At 62.8% G+C, this 14,787-nt stretch carries 11 protein-coding genes; 6 read left to right on the top strand and 5 right to left on the bottom strand.

The window, feature by feature from the left end:
* Window positions 1-94 precede the first annotated feature (94 nt).
* A complete protein-coding gene (locus QZ307_RS00200; RefSeq protein ID WP_295994145.1) occupies window positions 95-1,414 on the bottom strand; it encodes a HipA domain-containing protein in 1,320 nt (439 codons plus the stop codon).
* Complete coding sequence (locus QZ307_RS00205) at window positions 1,411-1,689, bottom strand: helix-turn-helix transcriptional regulator (protein ID WP_295994147.1); 279 nt, start codon at window positions 1,687-1,689, stop codon at window positions 1,411-1,413. The genes QZ307_RS00200 and QZ307_RS00205 overlap by 4 nt, the downstream gene beginning before the upstream one ends.
* Before the next feature lie 284 nt (window positions 1,690-1,973).
* Between QZ307_RS00205 and rlmB the strand changes: the two genes are divergently transcribed.
* The 5 genes from rlmB to QZ307_RS00230 all read left to right on the top strand — a co-directional run bounded on the left by rlmB (window position 1,974) and on the right by QZ307_RS00230 (window position 6,569).
* Window positions 1,974-2,726 carry a 23S rRNA (guanosine(2251)-2'-O)-methyltransferase RlmB gene (rlmB, locus tag QZ307_RS00210; protein ID WP_295994149.1) on the top strand — a complete coding sequence of 251 codons (753 nt, stop codon included), beginning with the start codon at window positions 1,974-1,976 and terminating at the stop codon, window positions 2,724-2,726.
* A 6-nt stretch (window positions 2,727-2,732) separates the two neighbouring features.
* The gene (locus QZ307_RS00215; RefSeq protein WP_295994151.1) at window positions 2,733-3,275 is read left to right on the top strand and encodes an NYN domain-containing protein; all 543 of its coding nucleotides are present in this window, start codon (window positions 2,733-2,735) and stop codon (window positions 3,273-3,275) included.
* 215 nt (window positions 3,276-3,490) lie between these two features.
* Window positions 3,491-4,513 carry a helix-turn-helix transcriptional regulator gene (locus tag QZ307_RS00220; protein ID WP_295994153.1) on the top strand — a complete coding sequence of 341 codons (1,023 nt, stop codon included), beginning with the start codon at window positions 3,491-3,493 and terminating at the stop codon, window positions 4,511-4,513.
* A gap of 152 nt (window positions 4,514-4,665) precedes the next feature.
* Window positions 4,666-5,592, top strand: coding sequence for a helix-turn-helix transcriptional regulator (locus tag QZ307_RS00225; protein ID WP_295994155.1), 927 nt, complete (start codon window positions 4,666-4,668; stop codon window positions 5,590-5,592).
* Window positions 5,589-6,569: a DUF4097 family beta strand repeat-containing protein gene (locus QZ307_RS00230; protein ID WP_295994156.1), complete on the top strand. Its 981-nt coding sequence runs from the start codon at window positions 5,589-5,591 to the stop codon at window positions 6,567-6,569. Before QZ307_RS00225 ends, QZ307_RS00230 begins: the two co-directional genes overlap by 4 nt.
* Window positions 6,570-6,699: 130 nt before the next feature.
* Here QZ307_RS00230 and QZ307_RS00235 read toward each other — a convergent pair whose 3' ends face one another.
* From QZ307_RS00235 to QZ307_RS00245, 3 genes are all read right to left on the bottom strand, one after another.
* Entirely contained in the window at window positions 6,700-8,250 is a 1,551-nt protein-coding gene (locus tag QZ307_RS00235; protein WP_295994158.1) for a trypsin-like peptidase domain-containing protein, read from the bottom strand.
* 344 nt (window positions 8,251-8,594) lie between these two features.
* Window positions 8,595-10,118, bottom strand: coding sequence for a MoxR family ATPase (locus QZ307_RS00240; protein WP_295994159.1), 1,524 nt, complete (start codon window positions 10,116-10,118; stop codon window positions 8,595-8,597).
* 22 nt (window positions 10,119-10,140) lie between these two features.
* The gene (locus QZ307_RS00245) at window positions 10,141-11,802 is read right to left on the bottom strand and encodes a VWA-like domain-containing protein (protein WP_295994161.1); all 1,662 of its coding nucleotides are present in this window, start codon (window positions 11,800-11,802) and stop codon (window positions 10,141-10,143) included.
* Between the two features lie 115 nt (window positions 11,803-11,917).
* Here QZ307_RS00245 and QZ307_RS00250 point away from each other — a divergent pair, with 115 nt between their 5' ends.
* Window positions 11,918-14,407 carry a hypothetical protein gene (locus QZ307_RS00250; protein ID WP_295994164.1) on the top strand — a complete coding sequence of 830 codons (2,490 nt, stop codon included), beginning with the start codon at window positions 11,918-11,920 and terminating at the stop codon, window positions 14,405-14,407.
* The last annotated feature ends 380 nt before the right edge of the window (window positions 14,408-14,787 follow it).

The following is a 14,787-nucleotide window of genomic DNA, read 5'->3' on the forward strand; positions in this document are numbered from 1 at the left end:
ATTGCGCATTTGCAGGTCAAGCCTCATACCCGTATTATTGACGGGGGGGGGGGGCGTGTCAAGGCGGTGGTTTTTAAAGCTTTGCCCTTAGCCGCTATCTGCCGAACCGGGTAATGTCCACGGGCTTGAAATGGGTACCTTCGCAACTGACGTTTCGCTGCGTTGCGCTGCAGAGGGCGGTAAGGCGTGGTACCAACGTCTCTGCTAACTCGTCGATGCCTTCGCATTGGCTGTAGGCATTCAGGCTCACTTCCAGGTTCTGCTTAATGGCCTCTGCTAACTCATCAGTGCGCGCTGTAAGCGCGGGAAGCTCCAGGTCGTTCGCTTGGGCGCATCTCGACAGAGCCGACTTTCTCAGCCAACCTAGACGGTTTTCGCCGCCAATAGGCATCGCTAGATGGTAGGTCTTTCCCTTCTTAAGATAGGGTGCGGCGCTGGCCACGTCATAGAGCGGCGCGAGCAGGAATCGGCGCCCTTCGGGGTGCAGTACTGAATAGTTTTTCGCGTGAGCATCAGTGGAGGCAGTAAGGTAGTTGAACAGCAGGGCATCTACGAAGCGGCCGCGGCTATTTCCTTCGGCAGCGTTGAGAATTTCCATGAGATCAAGGGCAGAGGGACCTCCGTCAGTCGCGTATTTGCAGGTCGAAACGGTTCCCGTCGCCTGGCAAAAGTCCTCTTGGTGGATGCGCGCGATGGCGCCTGTGTCTGGCGAGGTGAAGCGGTCGTAGCGCTGCGCTACTAAAGCTGGCATCCCGTCGAACGACTCTATTTTGATCGAGGCAGAAGGGAGGCCGCATCGTCTGGCAAGATCCATGGTCACGCATTCGACTAGAGCTTGCCGGCGAAGCCCCCAGGCTCCTGGCTTCACGATAACATTTGAAGCGCTGGCGCCAAGGCATTCGTACCAGTGGCCGTCCCATTCACGGAGTGCCAGCTTAGTTTGCATACCGCCGAGCGACCAGTGCTCATCGCTTTGGGCCCATGCTCTCGCACGGTGCTCGTCTACCGCTGCGGCGATGCGGGCTAATCGCTCGGCGACCTGGCTACGAGTGAGCTGGACATATCTCTCTTCGCGTTGGTAGAGCGAAGTGAGGTTGTCGGGTGCTACCGCTTGGACGGCGCCGGGGAGATCGAGACCGAAATGCCGAAGGAGAGGGAAAAGCCCTGTGCTCGATTTGGCCTCAGCGGCCATGCCGAGGCGTACTTGCGGGTCGTCAGGCAGTAGGTTGTCAAACCAGGCATAAACGGTTTTGCCTGAATGGGGAACGCTGGAGAAGGGGAGCGCCACTGAGAGGTCGGGCCCATCGTAAGAGCTGTCATAGATAAATGAGAGTGCTCCCTGGGGAGACATGCGTAGCTCGCCAGCGTGTTTGCCAGCGACGAATATCTCAAGATGCCGATGGCGGCTGATCATCGGGCGCTTCCGAACAGCGAATCGAGGTAAGTTTCCATATCGAACGAGCTGCTCGTCGCTGCTGGTGTCACACCACGCTCGAGCGAAAGATCCCAGCTGAGGGCGTTGAGTACGGAAAGGAGGGTGCCGAGTGCGACGCTATTCGCTTCGCCCGCTTCAATGCGAGCGACCGTGGCACGACTGACCCCAGCGGCCTGGGCGAGGGCGGTTTGCGAAAGGCCGAGCACCTTGCGGCTTAGGCGAACGCGCTCGGCGATCTTGTTCTCGGAAAGCATGCAACTCCTTTTGTTTTAAATATGATACAAATTATAGCTTTATTTAAAGGATAATAACCATATTTTCAGTATTTTGTATTAAATAAGATACAAAATGTTGCGACAAGCATTTGTGGAAAGAGGTCAAATTTTGCAGCGTTTCGTGAATGACGCGAACCGCCTGCGCCGCACCCGCACCTCTCTCATGACACTTCTCCGTAGTTGGCCGTAGGCGCCTCGGTGCGCCTGGGCTTCCGTGGTACACTGGGACGACTGAAGCAAACCCCGTCGCGGAAAGTGATCCCATGGCAGATTTCATCGAGGGCAAGCGCCCCGTCATCGAGGCGCTGCGTACCAGCGTGCCGCTGAAATACATCCTGATGGCCGACAATCTCAGCCAGGCCGACAGCCTGGTGCGCGATATCCAGCGCAAGGCGAAGAACCTGAACGTGCCCATCAAGAAGGTGTCGAAGAAGAAGCTCGAGGAAATCTCTGAGCGCGGCAGCCATCAGGGCGTCATGGCCGAGGCCGAGCCCTTCAAGTACGTGAACGTCACCACCATCCTTGAGGCTGCCGCGAAATCCGCCGAAGAGTACGACGGCCGTGCGCTCATTGTGGTGCTCGACCACATCACTGACGCTGGCAACCTGGGTGCCATCGCCCGTTCCGCCGAATCGGTGGGCGCAGCTGGCCTGATCATCCCCAACAAGCGCGCCGCCCGCGTGACGGCCGCCACCTACAAAAGCTCGGCGGGCGCCATCTCGCACATCCCCGTCAGCCAGGTGGCCAACATCGTGAGCACCCTCGATCGCCTGAAGGACGAGGGCTTCTGGGTAGCCGCCGCCACCGAGCACGCCTCCGACCTTATTTGGCAGGCGAACCTGAAGGGTAAGATTGCCCTGGTCATGGGCAACGAGGGCGAGGGCGTGTCGCGCCTCGTCCTGGAAAACTGTGATTTCGGCGTGAAGCTGCCCCAGGTGGGCGAAATCTCCTCGCTGAACGTGGCCCAGGCTTCCACCGCCTGCATGTACGAATGGCTGCGTCAGAACTGGGCGTAGGGTTTCATGGCGAAGCAACGGAAGAAACTGCTGATCGTCGACGGCTACAACGTGCTGCGCAGTGGCAGCCGCTATCGCCGCCTGCCCGAAACCGCCGAGGACTACACCGACGATTGGTGGAACACGGCGCGTGACAAGCTCATCAACGACGTCATCAACTACGCGGGCAACGACATGGGCGCCATCATCGTGTTCGACGGCGGCGGCAACGACTTTTCGGAAGGCAAAAGCCAGAAGATCGGCGGTATCCGCATTATGTTCTCGCCGGCGGGGCAGTCGGCCGACAAGGTTATTGAGAAGCTGGCCTACGACGCCGGCAACCGGGGCATCGAGACCATGGTGGTCACTAGCGACGCCACCATTCAGGACACGGTGTTCGGTGGCGGCGTCGACCGCATGAGCGCCGACGGCTTCTCCCACGAGGTAGGCGAGTACTACCACGAGGCGCGGCTCGACGATTCCCCCAAGGTGGCGCGCAAGAACACCGTGGCCGAGCGCATTCCCGCCGACACGCTGGCAAAGTTGAAGGCTTTGCGTGACGGTAAATAGGGGCGGCCGGCGGTCGTGCGCGACGGCAGGCAGGAGCTGTCGGCGGCGCGGGGCTTCGGCTCCTTTCGGTAAAATGAGCGGCGTTTCCCCAGTTCACAGCTTCCGCAACCAATAATTGCGGGAAATGACAACGGGAATTGGTTCCGTGGCGGCGCGGCTTTCGGTAGGCTCGAAGGCGAGTTGACGAACGCACCGAGGCAGAAAGGCAGCACACCATGAACGTTGAAATCGCCGAGCGACTGGCCGCCCGACGGAAGCAGGCGGGGCTCTCCCAGGAGGCCCTGGCCGAGAAGCTCGGGGTGTCGCGCCAAGCCGTTTCCAAATGGGAGCGCTCCGAGTCGTCTCCCGACACCGACAATCTTATTGCCCTGGCGAAGCTGTACGGCGTGTCGCTCGACGAGCTGCTCTACGTGGACGAGTCCATCGAAGACGACGTGGCCTTCGAGGCGGCTGATCGGGCACAGGCGCGGGGCTCTGCTCGGGAATCGGCCTTTTCTGGACGCCGGGCAGAAGGAGCTCCTGCGGCGGGGGTAGACGGCGAGGCACCAGCAGCAGATGCGGCGGCCGCCAACGGCGACGCCCATGCTGCCGGCAACGGCGAGGCCGATGCCGGCACCGACTCCGAGTCCGCCGACGGGGGCTTCGACTTCGAGAAAGAGGGCAAGGGCACGGTTCATATTGGCTTCGATGGCATCAATGTCGATGACGGAAAGGACCACGTTCATGTATCCTGGGCTGACGGCGTGCATGTGGTGGATCGCTACGGTCAGGAAGTGCACGTGGGCTGGGATGGCGTACGCGTCAACGCCACGGAGCCCGGCGCCGCGGACCACCTGTTCACGAAGCATCCTGGCGACCGCCCCTTTGCTGGCCGCGGTCCTTTCAAGAACATCGATGTTGCCTACGCTAAGAAGTGGCTCAAGTTCCCCTTCTGGGCCATTGTGCTGGTGGTGTACCTGCTGCTTGGCATGGTGAGCGGCACCAGCTGGATTCCCGGCCTGTTTCTGCTGTTCCTTATTCCCATCTACTATCTCGTGGGCGCGGCCATCGTGACGGGCCGCATCGCCCCCATGCTCTGCGCGCTGTACCCTATTGGCTGCATCGCCTGGTTTCTCTGGATGGTGTTCATCGATACCAATTGGCGCGGCCCCGCCTGGGTCATTTTCCTCACCATTCCGCTCGTGGAGATCTGCCTTGTGAAGGGTTCCGAATGGTGGCATCGTCGCAAAGCGGCGTAAACTCCCTGGTCGTGGCTCCCGCAACCGTTGGTTGTCGCACGGAACCTAGCCCGTTTCTGGTAAATTGACCACAGAAGGTGCTGGTGCAACTGGCGCGGAAACCATAGGGTGAGAGGCGAGATGTGACGAAGAAGACGCGAAAGGGAACCGTGATGAACGTCGAAATCGCCCAGCGCCTCGCCGAACTGCGCCGCGAGCGCGGGTTCTCTCAGGAGGACCTGGCCACGCAATTGGGGTTGTCGCGCCAGGCTGTGTCGAAGTGGGAGCGCGCCGAGTCGGCCCCCGATATGGGTAACCTCATTGCCCTGGCCGACCTGTACGAAGTAACCATCGACGAGCTGCTGCGCGTGAGCCCCGAAGTAGAAGAGGACATGCGCTACGAGGCCCAGGAGCGCGCGGCCTCGGCAGAGCACGAGGTGGTTGAAGCGGCCGCTGCGGCCCAGCAAGCGGCGGTGCGCGCCGAGTCGGCTGCGGCCGAGGCGGCTACCGTGGCCACCGCCGCCAAGGAGTCGGCGGAGCCCGCGAAGGTGGTTGTCGAGGTGAACGCGCCTCGGCCAGTCGCCCCGCCGATGCCCGGCCCGACGGTCGCGCCGATGCCCGGCGTACCGGCTCAGCAGCCGCCTTTCACGCAGGGGACGGCCTACGGTGCGGCCCGGCCCGTGCCCCCGGTGCCTCCCGCGTCGGTGCCTCCTGCTTCTCCCGCTCCCGTGGCACCCATGGCATCCGCTCCCACGCCGATGCCCGCTCCCGTGCCTGCGCCCGCGCCGAAGGATCCGCTGCAGAGTTTCCCCTATCCGCTGCTGTGCGCCGTCATCTTTCTGCTGGTGGGCTTTTGCTTCGGATGGTGGCATCCGGGCTGGGTCATTTTCCTGACTATCCCCTTCTATTACTGGGTGGTGAATGTGCTGGAAGCCGATCCGGGTTTTCAGGAATGGAAAGCTGAGCGTGTCCAGCGTGCCGCGAGCTTCGGCGGTGCGTCATCCGTTGGATGCACCTCCTCGGCGGCATCGGTCTCGGGGCCTCAATCTGCCGCTCCTGCGTCGTCCGACCCTTCTGAAGAAGAGGGAGGCGACCGATGAAGCTGGCAAAGAGCACCTACGTGAAGATCGGCCTTATCCTGTTGCTGTGCCTGCTGGTGTGCGGGTGGCTGGGCGGTTGTCTGCGTGGCAATCGCGACTGGGATGCGTGGGGAAGCCCCTGGTGGCCACTGGGCGGCGTAGCGGGCTGCGTGGCTCTTGAGCCGCTGTCCGATGTCGTCAAAGAGAGCGCTGTCGTTGCGCCCGACGACTACGAGGGGCCGAGAAATGCCCATGCCGATGCCTGGGGGCAGGGAAGCTTCGAGGTGGATGCGGCGAAGGTGTCGGCCATTGAGCTGAACTGGCTGGCGGGCACGGTGAACGTGCTGGTGGTTCCTGACGAGGAGACCAACGGCGCTATTCGTGCTACGGAAACGTTGAGCGGGCGGGTGCCGGAACTTCTGTGGGAAGTGTCCGAGAGCGGCACGCTTTCCATCGACTACCTGCCAAGTTACGGCGGCTTGTCCGGATGCTCCAACGCGTGGGGTGCGGGCAAGGAGCTGGAGCTACTCATTCCTGCATCGCTGCAAGACCACCTGGAGCGCTTCGAGCTCGATGCGGCCTCGGGCGATTACACCATCGATGGCGTCTCGGGGGACGCGCTGTGCTCCCAGTTTGAGCTGGACGTGGCCTCGGGGTCGGTGGCGGTGAGCAATGTAACGGTGGATGCGCTCGATCTTACCTTGGCCAGTGGGCGCGTTTCCTACGAAGGCACGGTGGCTCAGACCGTGTCTGTCGAGCAGGCCTCGGGCGAGTTCATCCTGAGTTCGGCCACGGCACCCCCTGCTGACATCACAGGCTCGCTGGCATCGGGCCGCATTGTGCTGGAGCTTCCGACCGAAACGGCACTGACGGCCCAAGTGGATAAAACCACCGGTAGCTTCCGTAATGATTTCGAAGGTGCTCAGAGCGGCGAAGGGGCGATCTGCAAGCTTGACTTCGATATTCTGAGCGGCTCCCTGGAGGTAGTGGCGGTATAGGAGCCGCGCCCCGCAATAGCCAGCAATAGCCAACAAGAAGAGGGCGACCCTTTAGGGCCGCCCTCGGTACGTTTATGCTGCGAATGAACTGCGTTTGTGCTGCAGTGAGGCTTGTGGCCGTCGGGATGGCTTAGCGCTGACCGAAGAGATCCTCCAGGCTGCCACCGTTGCCATAGCCGTAGTCGTTCCCGCCGCCCCAGCCGTAGCCGTAGTCGTCACCGTAGCCGTTGCCGCGGTCGTCTTGGCCCCAGCCCTCGTTGCCGCGCTGATCGCCGTTGTCGGGCGTGCTCTGGTTGTCGCCGTTGCCGCGCTGGTCGGTCTCGGGGGCCTGCTGCTCCTGCTTCTCGGCTTCGGCCTTCTCCTGCTGGGTGGCGGAGTCGTCGCCCAGGGTCACTGCCACCTCGCGCTCCTTGCCGTCGGTGTTCACGGTCAGCTTCACCGTGTCGCCGGGCTGCTTGCCGCGCACGGCCAGCATGAGGTCAGACGCGCTCTCAACCTTCTCGCCGTCGAAGGCGGTGATGATGTCGCCGGCCTGAATGCCCGCAGCGGCAGCGCCCGATCCTTCGGATACGGCGGCCACGTAGGCGCCCTCGTCAGTGGGCAGGCCGTAAGCGGAGGCGGTCTGGTCGTTCACGGAGGACAGGCTCACGCCGAGCTGGGCATGGGTGGGGTTCTCGCCGGCGATGATCTGATTGGCCAGGTTCACGGCGTAGTTCACCGGGATGGCGAAGCCGACGCCCGAGTAGTTGCCGGAGTACGAGGTGATCAGCGTGTTGATGCCGATGAGCTTGCCGTCGCTGTCAACCAGCGCGCCGCCGGAGTTGCCCGGGTTGATGGCCGCGTCGGTCTGGATCATGTTCGGGTAGATGGTGGTCTCACCGGTGCCGCCGGACTGCATGGACTCCTGGGCGTCCATGATCTGGGAGCGGCTGGTGGCCGAGACGATGCCCGTGGCCACGGACTGCTCCAGGCCGAAGGGGCTGCCCAGGGTCATGACCCACTCGCCGATGGTCAGGTCGTCGGAGTCGCCCAACTCCATGACGGTCAGGTTCTTGGCGTCCTTGGCCTTCAGCACGGCCACGTCGGAGGAGGGGTCGGCGCCCACCAGCTCGGCGTCGTAGGTCTCGCCGCCGACGGTGACTTTATAGGCGCTGCCGCCCTCGACCACGTGGTTGTTGGTGATGATGTAGCCGTCCTGGGAAAGCACCACGCCCGAGCCCTGGGAGTAGGCCTGCAGGTTGCTCTCGTCGCCCTGCTGGCTCTGGTTCTGCTGGCTCATGCCGGCGAACTGGCCCATGCTGGCTGAGGCGTCCACGTACACATCCACGGCTACCACGGAGGGCAGGCACTTGGCGGCCACGGCCTCGGGCAGGGTGACATCGTCGTTGGTGTTGATGACGGTCTGGGTGAGGGGCGCGGTCTCGCTGCCGGTGGCTTCGGCCGTAGCGGGATCGATGACGGCGCTTTGCACGCCGAACGCCAGCATGCAGGCCAGAGCCGCGCCGGCAAAGCCGGTCAGGAAGGTGCGGCCGCCCATCTTCGCCTTGGCGTTGGGCACGTTGTTCTCCACGCTGGCCACCACGGACTCGTCCAGGTTGAAGGCCGGGGCGCTCGGCGGAGCCACGTCGGCGCTGCCGGAGAGCAGGGGCTGGTTGTTCGGGGTGTTGTTGAGGTTGTTCATTCGTATCTCCTTAAAGGGTCCAATGAGGGGGTTGTCCGTTGTGCTCGAAGGCACGGTGTTTTGTGCTGAAGCGCACACTATCACGCTCCAGCACGGTTTTCGGACGACGGCAACCCCTTATCACGGACGAGCCACGGAGATACATCAGTGGGAGTAGTCTACCCGTTGTATACAGGGCTTTTACGGGGCGCCTGGACCTCGGTGGCCCCATTAGCCCTGCATCATTGCGCGCCGGCGCGGTGCCGCGGATGCTCGGCTTCCACGGCTTGCGCGGTGCCACGCGCATGCGATTTCTTCAATTCTATGTTAGAGCCCGCAGCCGCACAGGCGCGGGCTTCGCGCCCCTACTCCTCCTCAAGGACGATGCGATTGATGCGGTCGGCCAGATCGCTTCCGCGCTCATAGAACTGCAGGTTCTGGTTGTGGGCGAAGTAGCGCTCGGATCCGTGATCATTGATGAAGGTCATGCCGGCACGGCTGACTGACAGGTCCGTTACCAGCATGAGCATCTCCTGGCCTTCGCCGAAGGCCGTCTCCACGAAGCGAAAAACGTTGTCCAGCGCCAGCGAGGCTGCTTCGATAGCACCGTCCAGCTCGTCGAGCATTTCGCCGAACAGTTGCCGCACCAGCGAGAATGTGGTGCCGCCTGGCAGATCGGCCCCCAGGCGCAGGGCGGTGTCCAGAAGAGCGATGGTGCGCTCGTAGGCGCGATAGCGCTCCTCGTCCAGCAAGCTGTTGGCGCGCTCGGTGTCGCGGGTGCGGGCCAGGGTTGCTGCTGTGGTCTTAACGATTTCGGCAATATCATCACTTTCGATAAGGCCACAGCTAAAGACCCCTTCCTTCAGCTCCCCTAAGGCCTGGTGCGCAAAGGCTGCCGCCTTCTCCTCTAGCACGGCGCTGCGCAGCTGTCCCACCGTAGCGTCCACGATGAGACCCATAACGGCCACGCGCTCGTCAAAGGGTGCCAGTCGCGCGCGCTCAGCCAACGCCGCATCGGCGGTGCCGTCCAGGATGCGATCGATCTGATAATCCGAGCGGTACTTCGTGAAGAGGTCGTAGTACAGGGCGAAGCGCTTGGCAATGTCCGGATTCTGCACGTACTGCTCCACCAGCAGCTCGTCCACCAAGATCCCTTGGGCTTCGTAGAGCTTGATCATGGCGGAAAGGTCGTCCCAGCCGCGGGCCGTCACGAAGGAGGCGCCGTCGGGCGTGGCTTCCACGGCGTAGAAATGGCTGCGCTCGATATCCAGGTAGGTGATGACGGCCGGATGCACTTCGGCCGACACGGCGTACTCGCGCCACACGTCGTAGTCGGGCTCCACGTCGATGCGCTTCAAGCGGTCCCAGGTGGCAATGTCGAAGTCGTGGGCCGTGCGGTTGTACTCCGGCGGATTGCCGGCGGTCACCACAATCCACCCATCGGGCACCTTGTGGCGGCCGAACACCTTGTACTGCAGAAACTGCAGCATGGCTGGAGTCAGGGTCTCGGATACGCAGTTGATCTCGTCCAGGAACAGGATGCCCTCGGTGCGACCCGTTTCCTCCATGGCCTCGTAAACCGAGGCAATGATCTCGCTCATGGTGTACTCCGACACCTGGTACTCCACGCCGCCGTAGTTCTTGCTGGCAATAAAGGGGAGGCCCAGGGCGCTTTGGCGCGTATGGTGCGTCATGGAGTAGGCCACGAATCCCACTTCCAGCTCGCGGGCAATTTGCTCCATGATGGCCGTCTTGCCAATGCCGGGCGCACCGATGAGGAACACGGGGCGTTGGCGCTCCGGTGGCAGCAGGTAGTTGCCGAATTCGTCCTTGGTGAAGTAGGCCACCATGGCGTTGCGAATTTGCTGCTTGGCTTCACGGATGTTCATAGGGGCTCCTTGCTAACGGGCATTACAGGGGTTCGTTCTCAAGCACGAAGGTTTCGTCCAGTACTACTTTCATGGCCCACGGGGGCACGGGGGCACTGTGGGCCGCATCGTCGGAATCTAGAAACACAAAGGCGGTTTCGTAGGCGGGGCGATGCTTGGGGTAGGTGCCCTGGCCGTCGGTGAAGTAAATGAGGCCGCCTAAATCGTCCAGGTCGCCACGCATAAGGGCCTCGTCGACGTAGTCGAACACCGGGCGGAAATCGGTACCGCCCAAACCGCGGATTTCCAGGTGATCCAGGTAGCGGTCAAGGTCGCGCAGGCTCTCGATGCGGGTGACATCGGTCACGGCGGCGTCGCACTGGATGATGAGCACGTTCATTTTCGAGAAGAAGCTAGTCTCGTCGGCCAAGATGGAGTAGGTGCGCTCGATGAACTTACGCACCAGGCCGTCTTTGGTGGACGCCGAGGTGTCGATGGCAATAACGAAGTCGCGAATGCGCTTCTCTTCGGCAAATTCCACGGGTTCCACCAGGGGCAAGTTGCCGTAAAGGGAAAGGCCGTAGCAGTAGAACACGTAGTCGAACTCATCGTCGTTCACGCGAATCTGCTCGCCCATGCGGGCGAATTTGCGCAGAAAAGCGCGGTAGTCGTGCTTTTCGCGGGTGACCTTGCGCAGGTTCATGGCCAAGTTCGAGCCCTCGATGCCCCACAGACGCGCGTAGGCATCCAGCTGAATGCCCATTTCCAAGGCGGCGTTTTCCCACTGCTCGCGGGAGCGGTCCAGCTGCACCGTGTCCGCCAGGCGCTCGCCCACGGCGGGCGCAGCGTTTTGGGGCGCTTCTTTCTGGGTGATGTCGGCCGACCCCATGGCCTGCTCGGCCTTGTGCGAATAGGGGGCGTCCTCAGCTTCTTCGGGCATGTCCATGTCAGTGCCGGAAATGCCGGCTTTGCCTGCGGGCGCCGCGCGGCGGCCTTCGCCCTCGGCGGCGTCGCCCTCTTCGGGGGCGCCTGCGGCCCCTTCGCCGATGGCGATGGCGTGCCAGGGACGGTGATCGTCGACGTAGAAGCGCGCGCCCAGGCGGGCCAGGTCTTCGTCGGTGGCGCCGTTCGCTCGCCGCTCGCGCAGGGCGGCGTAGACGCGCTCGGCGGTCATGAGACCTGCCTCTTCGGCCATGCGCTCCAGCTCGGGACGGCAGGCTGCAGCTTGGGGTGTGCGCGTAGCGGGTAAGTCCAGCTGGTCGATGACTGATTCCACTACCATGTCGCAGGCGATGTCCCACAAATCGGGCTCGATGCCGGCGCCGGGATACAGGTGCAGGAACACGTTGTGGAGAATGATGTGCAGGTAGGCGCGGGCTGCCGAGGCGCTGTCCGTGGCATAGAGACGCGCCCACCAGGCGGGGTCGAAGCGCAGATGCGCACCGTCGGCGGCGAAGGTGGCGCCCGTCAGGGGCAAGGGCTCCAGGCGCGCGAACGCAGCGCTCATAAAGCGCAGGCTGACCAGCAGTTCGTTCTGCACCAGAGCCAGGGCGTCAAGAGCGAGGGGAGTGAGGGAGGAGGCCGCGCCGCCGCTTGAGTTGCGTGAAGAAGCCGATGAGCCGGAGGAAGGGGCCGCTGCCGGGGAGGAAGGAGCCGGTGCCAGCGAGGAAGAAGGCAATGGCGCGGAAGTAGTGCGTTCCTGCATGGTCCCTCCTTTGCTCGCCCGTCCCCTTGCTTCGCTGCTCGCCCGTAGTGTAGCATGGCGCAGAAAGGCGGTAAACGCTGGGGAGAGGCCTCTTTTGGGAAGGTGCACAAAAGTTATGAGCGATCACTACCTGGTTAACCGAGACGGCTTCACTGCGTTAAGTGAGATCATTGCGCAAACGCAACAGCATCCGTTGGAGCTTTCCCTCGACGAGGTAACTGTCGAGATTCCCGGGCATCCCATTGAAGGGGAGAACTGGGCGCCCCAGCTAGCGCCTTTCAAGCCTTGGGTGCACGATGCCGCCCTCGATGAGCGTAACGAGCTCGACGGCACTGATGGCGACCTGCTTATTGTGGGCGCGCTTGGCATGGGCATCTCCGACGAGGAGCGCGAGTCCCTGATCGGCGATGCGGTGCACGGCGCTGGGCCGAAGGCGGCGGTTGGGAGGGCGGATGCGGCATCTTCGACTGCTGGCATGGCACCTCATCAGCTCTGGGAAGCGGGTTTAACGCCGCCGTGGCGCGGTGAAGAATCGCAGGGCGGAGATAGCGCGAGCGGTGCTGCACATAGTTGCCGTGAAACACTCGATTACGACCGTGAAACACCCCTTGCTAGCCGTGAAACACCGAGCGAAATCCGTGAAACAATTGCACTCAATGGCGTTGCCGGCGAAGAAGAACGCTTCGCGCTCAATGTGCCCGTGAAAGTACGCGAGGACGGCGAGGGCTACGCGCTGTCTGCTGTGCATCTTTCGGTGCTAGCCGAGCACGGGCTTCCTGCCGATAACTTGGTAGTTGTCGTGCCGTCGTCTATTGGAGGACGCCCTGTGGTGCGCATTGCCTCCGAGGCCTTCGCGCGCCGTTTCACTAGTGGCGTGCGCGTGCGGCTCCTGGTGGTTCCGGATAGCGTAGAGGTGGTAGGCGCCCAAGCTTTCGGCTCGGTATGCGCCGAGACGATCTACCTAGGTCGCAACGTGCGCACCTGCGATCCCGACCCTCTCGACATGGCGCTTCCTTCGCCGCGCCTGGAAGCCCGTCGCTATCAGGTGCATCCCCAGAATGAAACATTCTTCGTGCAAGACGGCTGCCTGATGGAGCGGTTGCGCGGGAGCGCCGATGGCAATGCCGCGCATGGAGGCGCGGTACCCTGCGAAAACGGCATGGGCGCCAACGAAGCCGCGGCGTGCGATTCCGATATGTGCGAAAACGCCGCAGTTTGCGCGTCCCGTGCAAGGGAGGACAAAGCAGCGTCCGCGGAGGACTCTGGATCGGCGCTTGCTTCCGCAGCCTCGCCTCGCCCTGCTGTGCCGTCGCGACTCCTCTTCGTTGAGGCGCCCTACGATGAGGAAGTGGCGCTCCCCCCGGGCATCTGTATCATGGGTGCGGCTGCTTTTGCGAAGGGCTGCCCCCCGCCGCGGGTGCTAGATGCGCCCTTATCGCTTGAGCGCGTCGACGGCTCGGTGCCCCCAGAGACCCTTTGGCGATCGGACAACCCCGCAGCATTGAAGCGCGTTGTCGCCCGCTGCGGCGGTCGCATTACCGACTATCAAGCGGTTGAACAGGAAGAATGCTGGTACGGATTCAGTGCGACGCATGAAGAGGATGGTCTGCCCGATGATGTGCGTATGGAAGTGAGCCGGGCGATGGATGGCGACGCTTGCATTGCGTCCGGAGCTGCGCGTTCATCCTCTGTTGCCCGCGAGGCTCATCTCGTGGCTGGACCGCCTGCGCCGGATTCGGTTTCGCGGCGTTTCTCGTCGGCAGCTCACGCCCGCGTGCAGGGGGCTGCCATGCTTTCGCCCCGCGAAATTGCCGCTAGTGCTGCCAGTGCCATGGTGGCGCCTGTCTCCACGGCTGATCGCCTTGCGCTGCCGCGGGCCGTGGAAGGAGCCGCGCTCACGGCCATAGCCGAGCGCGCCTTGATCACGGCGCCGGCCACCCTGATCATCCCCGAAACGGTCCGCGTCATTGCCGATGGCAACACCGCGAAGGGGACCCGCAAACTCATGCTGTCCGAGGGGCTGCAAAGCATCGGCGCTCACTGCTTCTGCTCGCGCACGCTAGTGGGGCCGGTGCTCATCCCCGCCACCGTTACCTCCATCGGCGAGGGCAGTTTCGAGTACGCCGTGGTGCGCCTAGCCGCAGCCGATACCGTCGTCCATATCACCTCCGACCAGCTCATCAGCTGTTTCTTGACCGACGCACCCGACGGCATTCCCTTCGATTTCGAGCGTTACGACACCCAGCTACTGGCCGGACGTGGCTTGCCTGATCATTTGGGTGCCCTGCTCCACCGCTTGGCGGCACCTTTCCGCTTGGAACCCGCCATGGCCGCGCGCATAGTGGATGCGCTGCGCGAACGAGCGACGGACGCCATGGCCGCCGTGGCCCGCGAGGGGGACATTGCCCTCGTGCGCGCATTGGCCGAAGAGGGCTTTCTTGATGACGAAGCGCTCTTCGAGCATCAAATCGAGCGCCTGCGCGCCAGCAATCGCACCGACTGCGTGCTCTACCTCATGAACTGGCATCGTGACCGTCAGGAAGCCGCCCGCGCCACCTCAGCCGCCGCCAAGCCCCAACGAGCTCGCGACCGCTTCGCACTTTGAAGGGTGCGATCGAACTCTTCAGCAAGGCCGCGAGACACACTGGCTGTGCGCTAAAGGACGGTGAATGTCCTGCAAAGATGCTCGGCCAAGTAAGGAGTTGTTTCAGCCAAGACCCTGGAGAAGCTGATCGATGATGCCCTCTCTGCCCACGTGCGCTCAGGGCGGCTTCCAGAGCTAGGGTGCTGCGAAGGCATGCCGGGGGATACTGAGATGCGTTTTCTTCTCGAAGGTGTTATCAGGCGCCGTCGAATCTGGCCAATCAATCTGGCCAATCAGCGGGTGTTTTCCATCCGCGACGCGAAAAAGAGGAGTTTTTGGCCAATCACCCTACAATTTCCGTCGATTTTCTTTTGTCTGGGAAAACCGCGCTTTTGCGGCAA

This window comes from uncultured Adlercreutzia sp., assembly GCA_910585575.1.
Classification (GTDB): domain Bacteria; phylum Actinomycetota; class Coriobacteriia; order Coriobacteriales; family Eggerthellaceae; genus Adlercreutzia.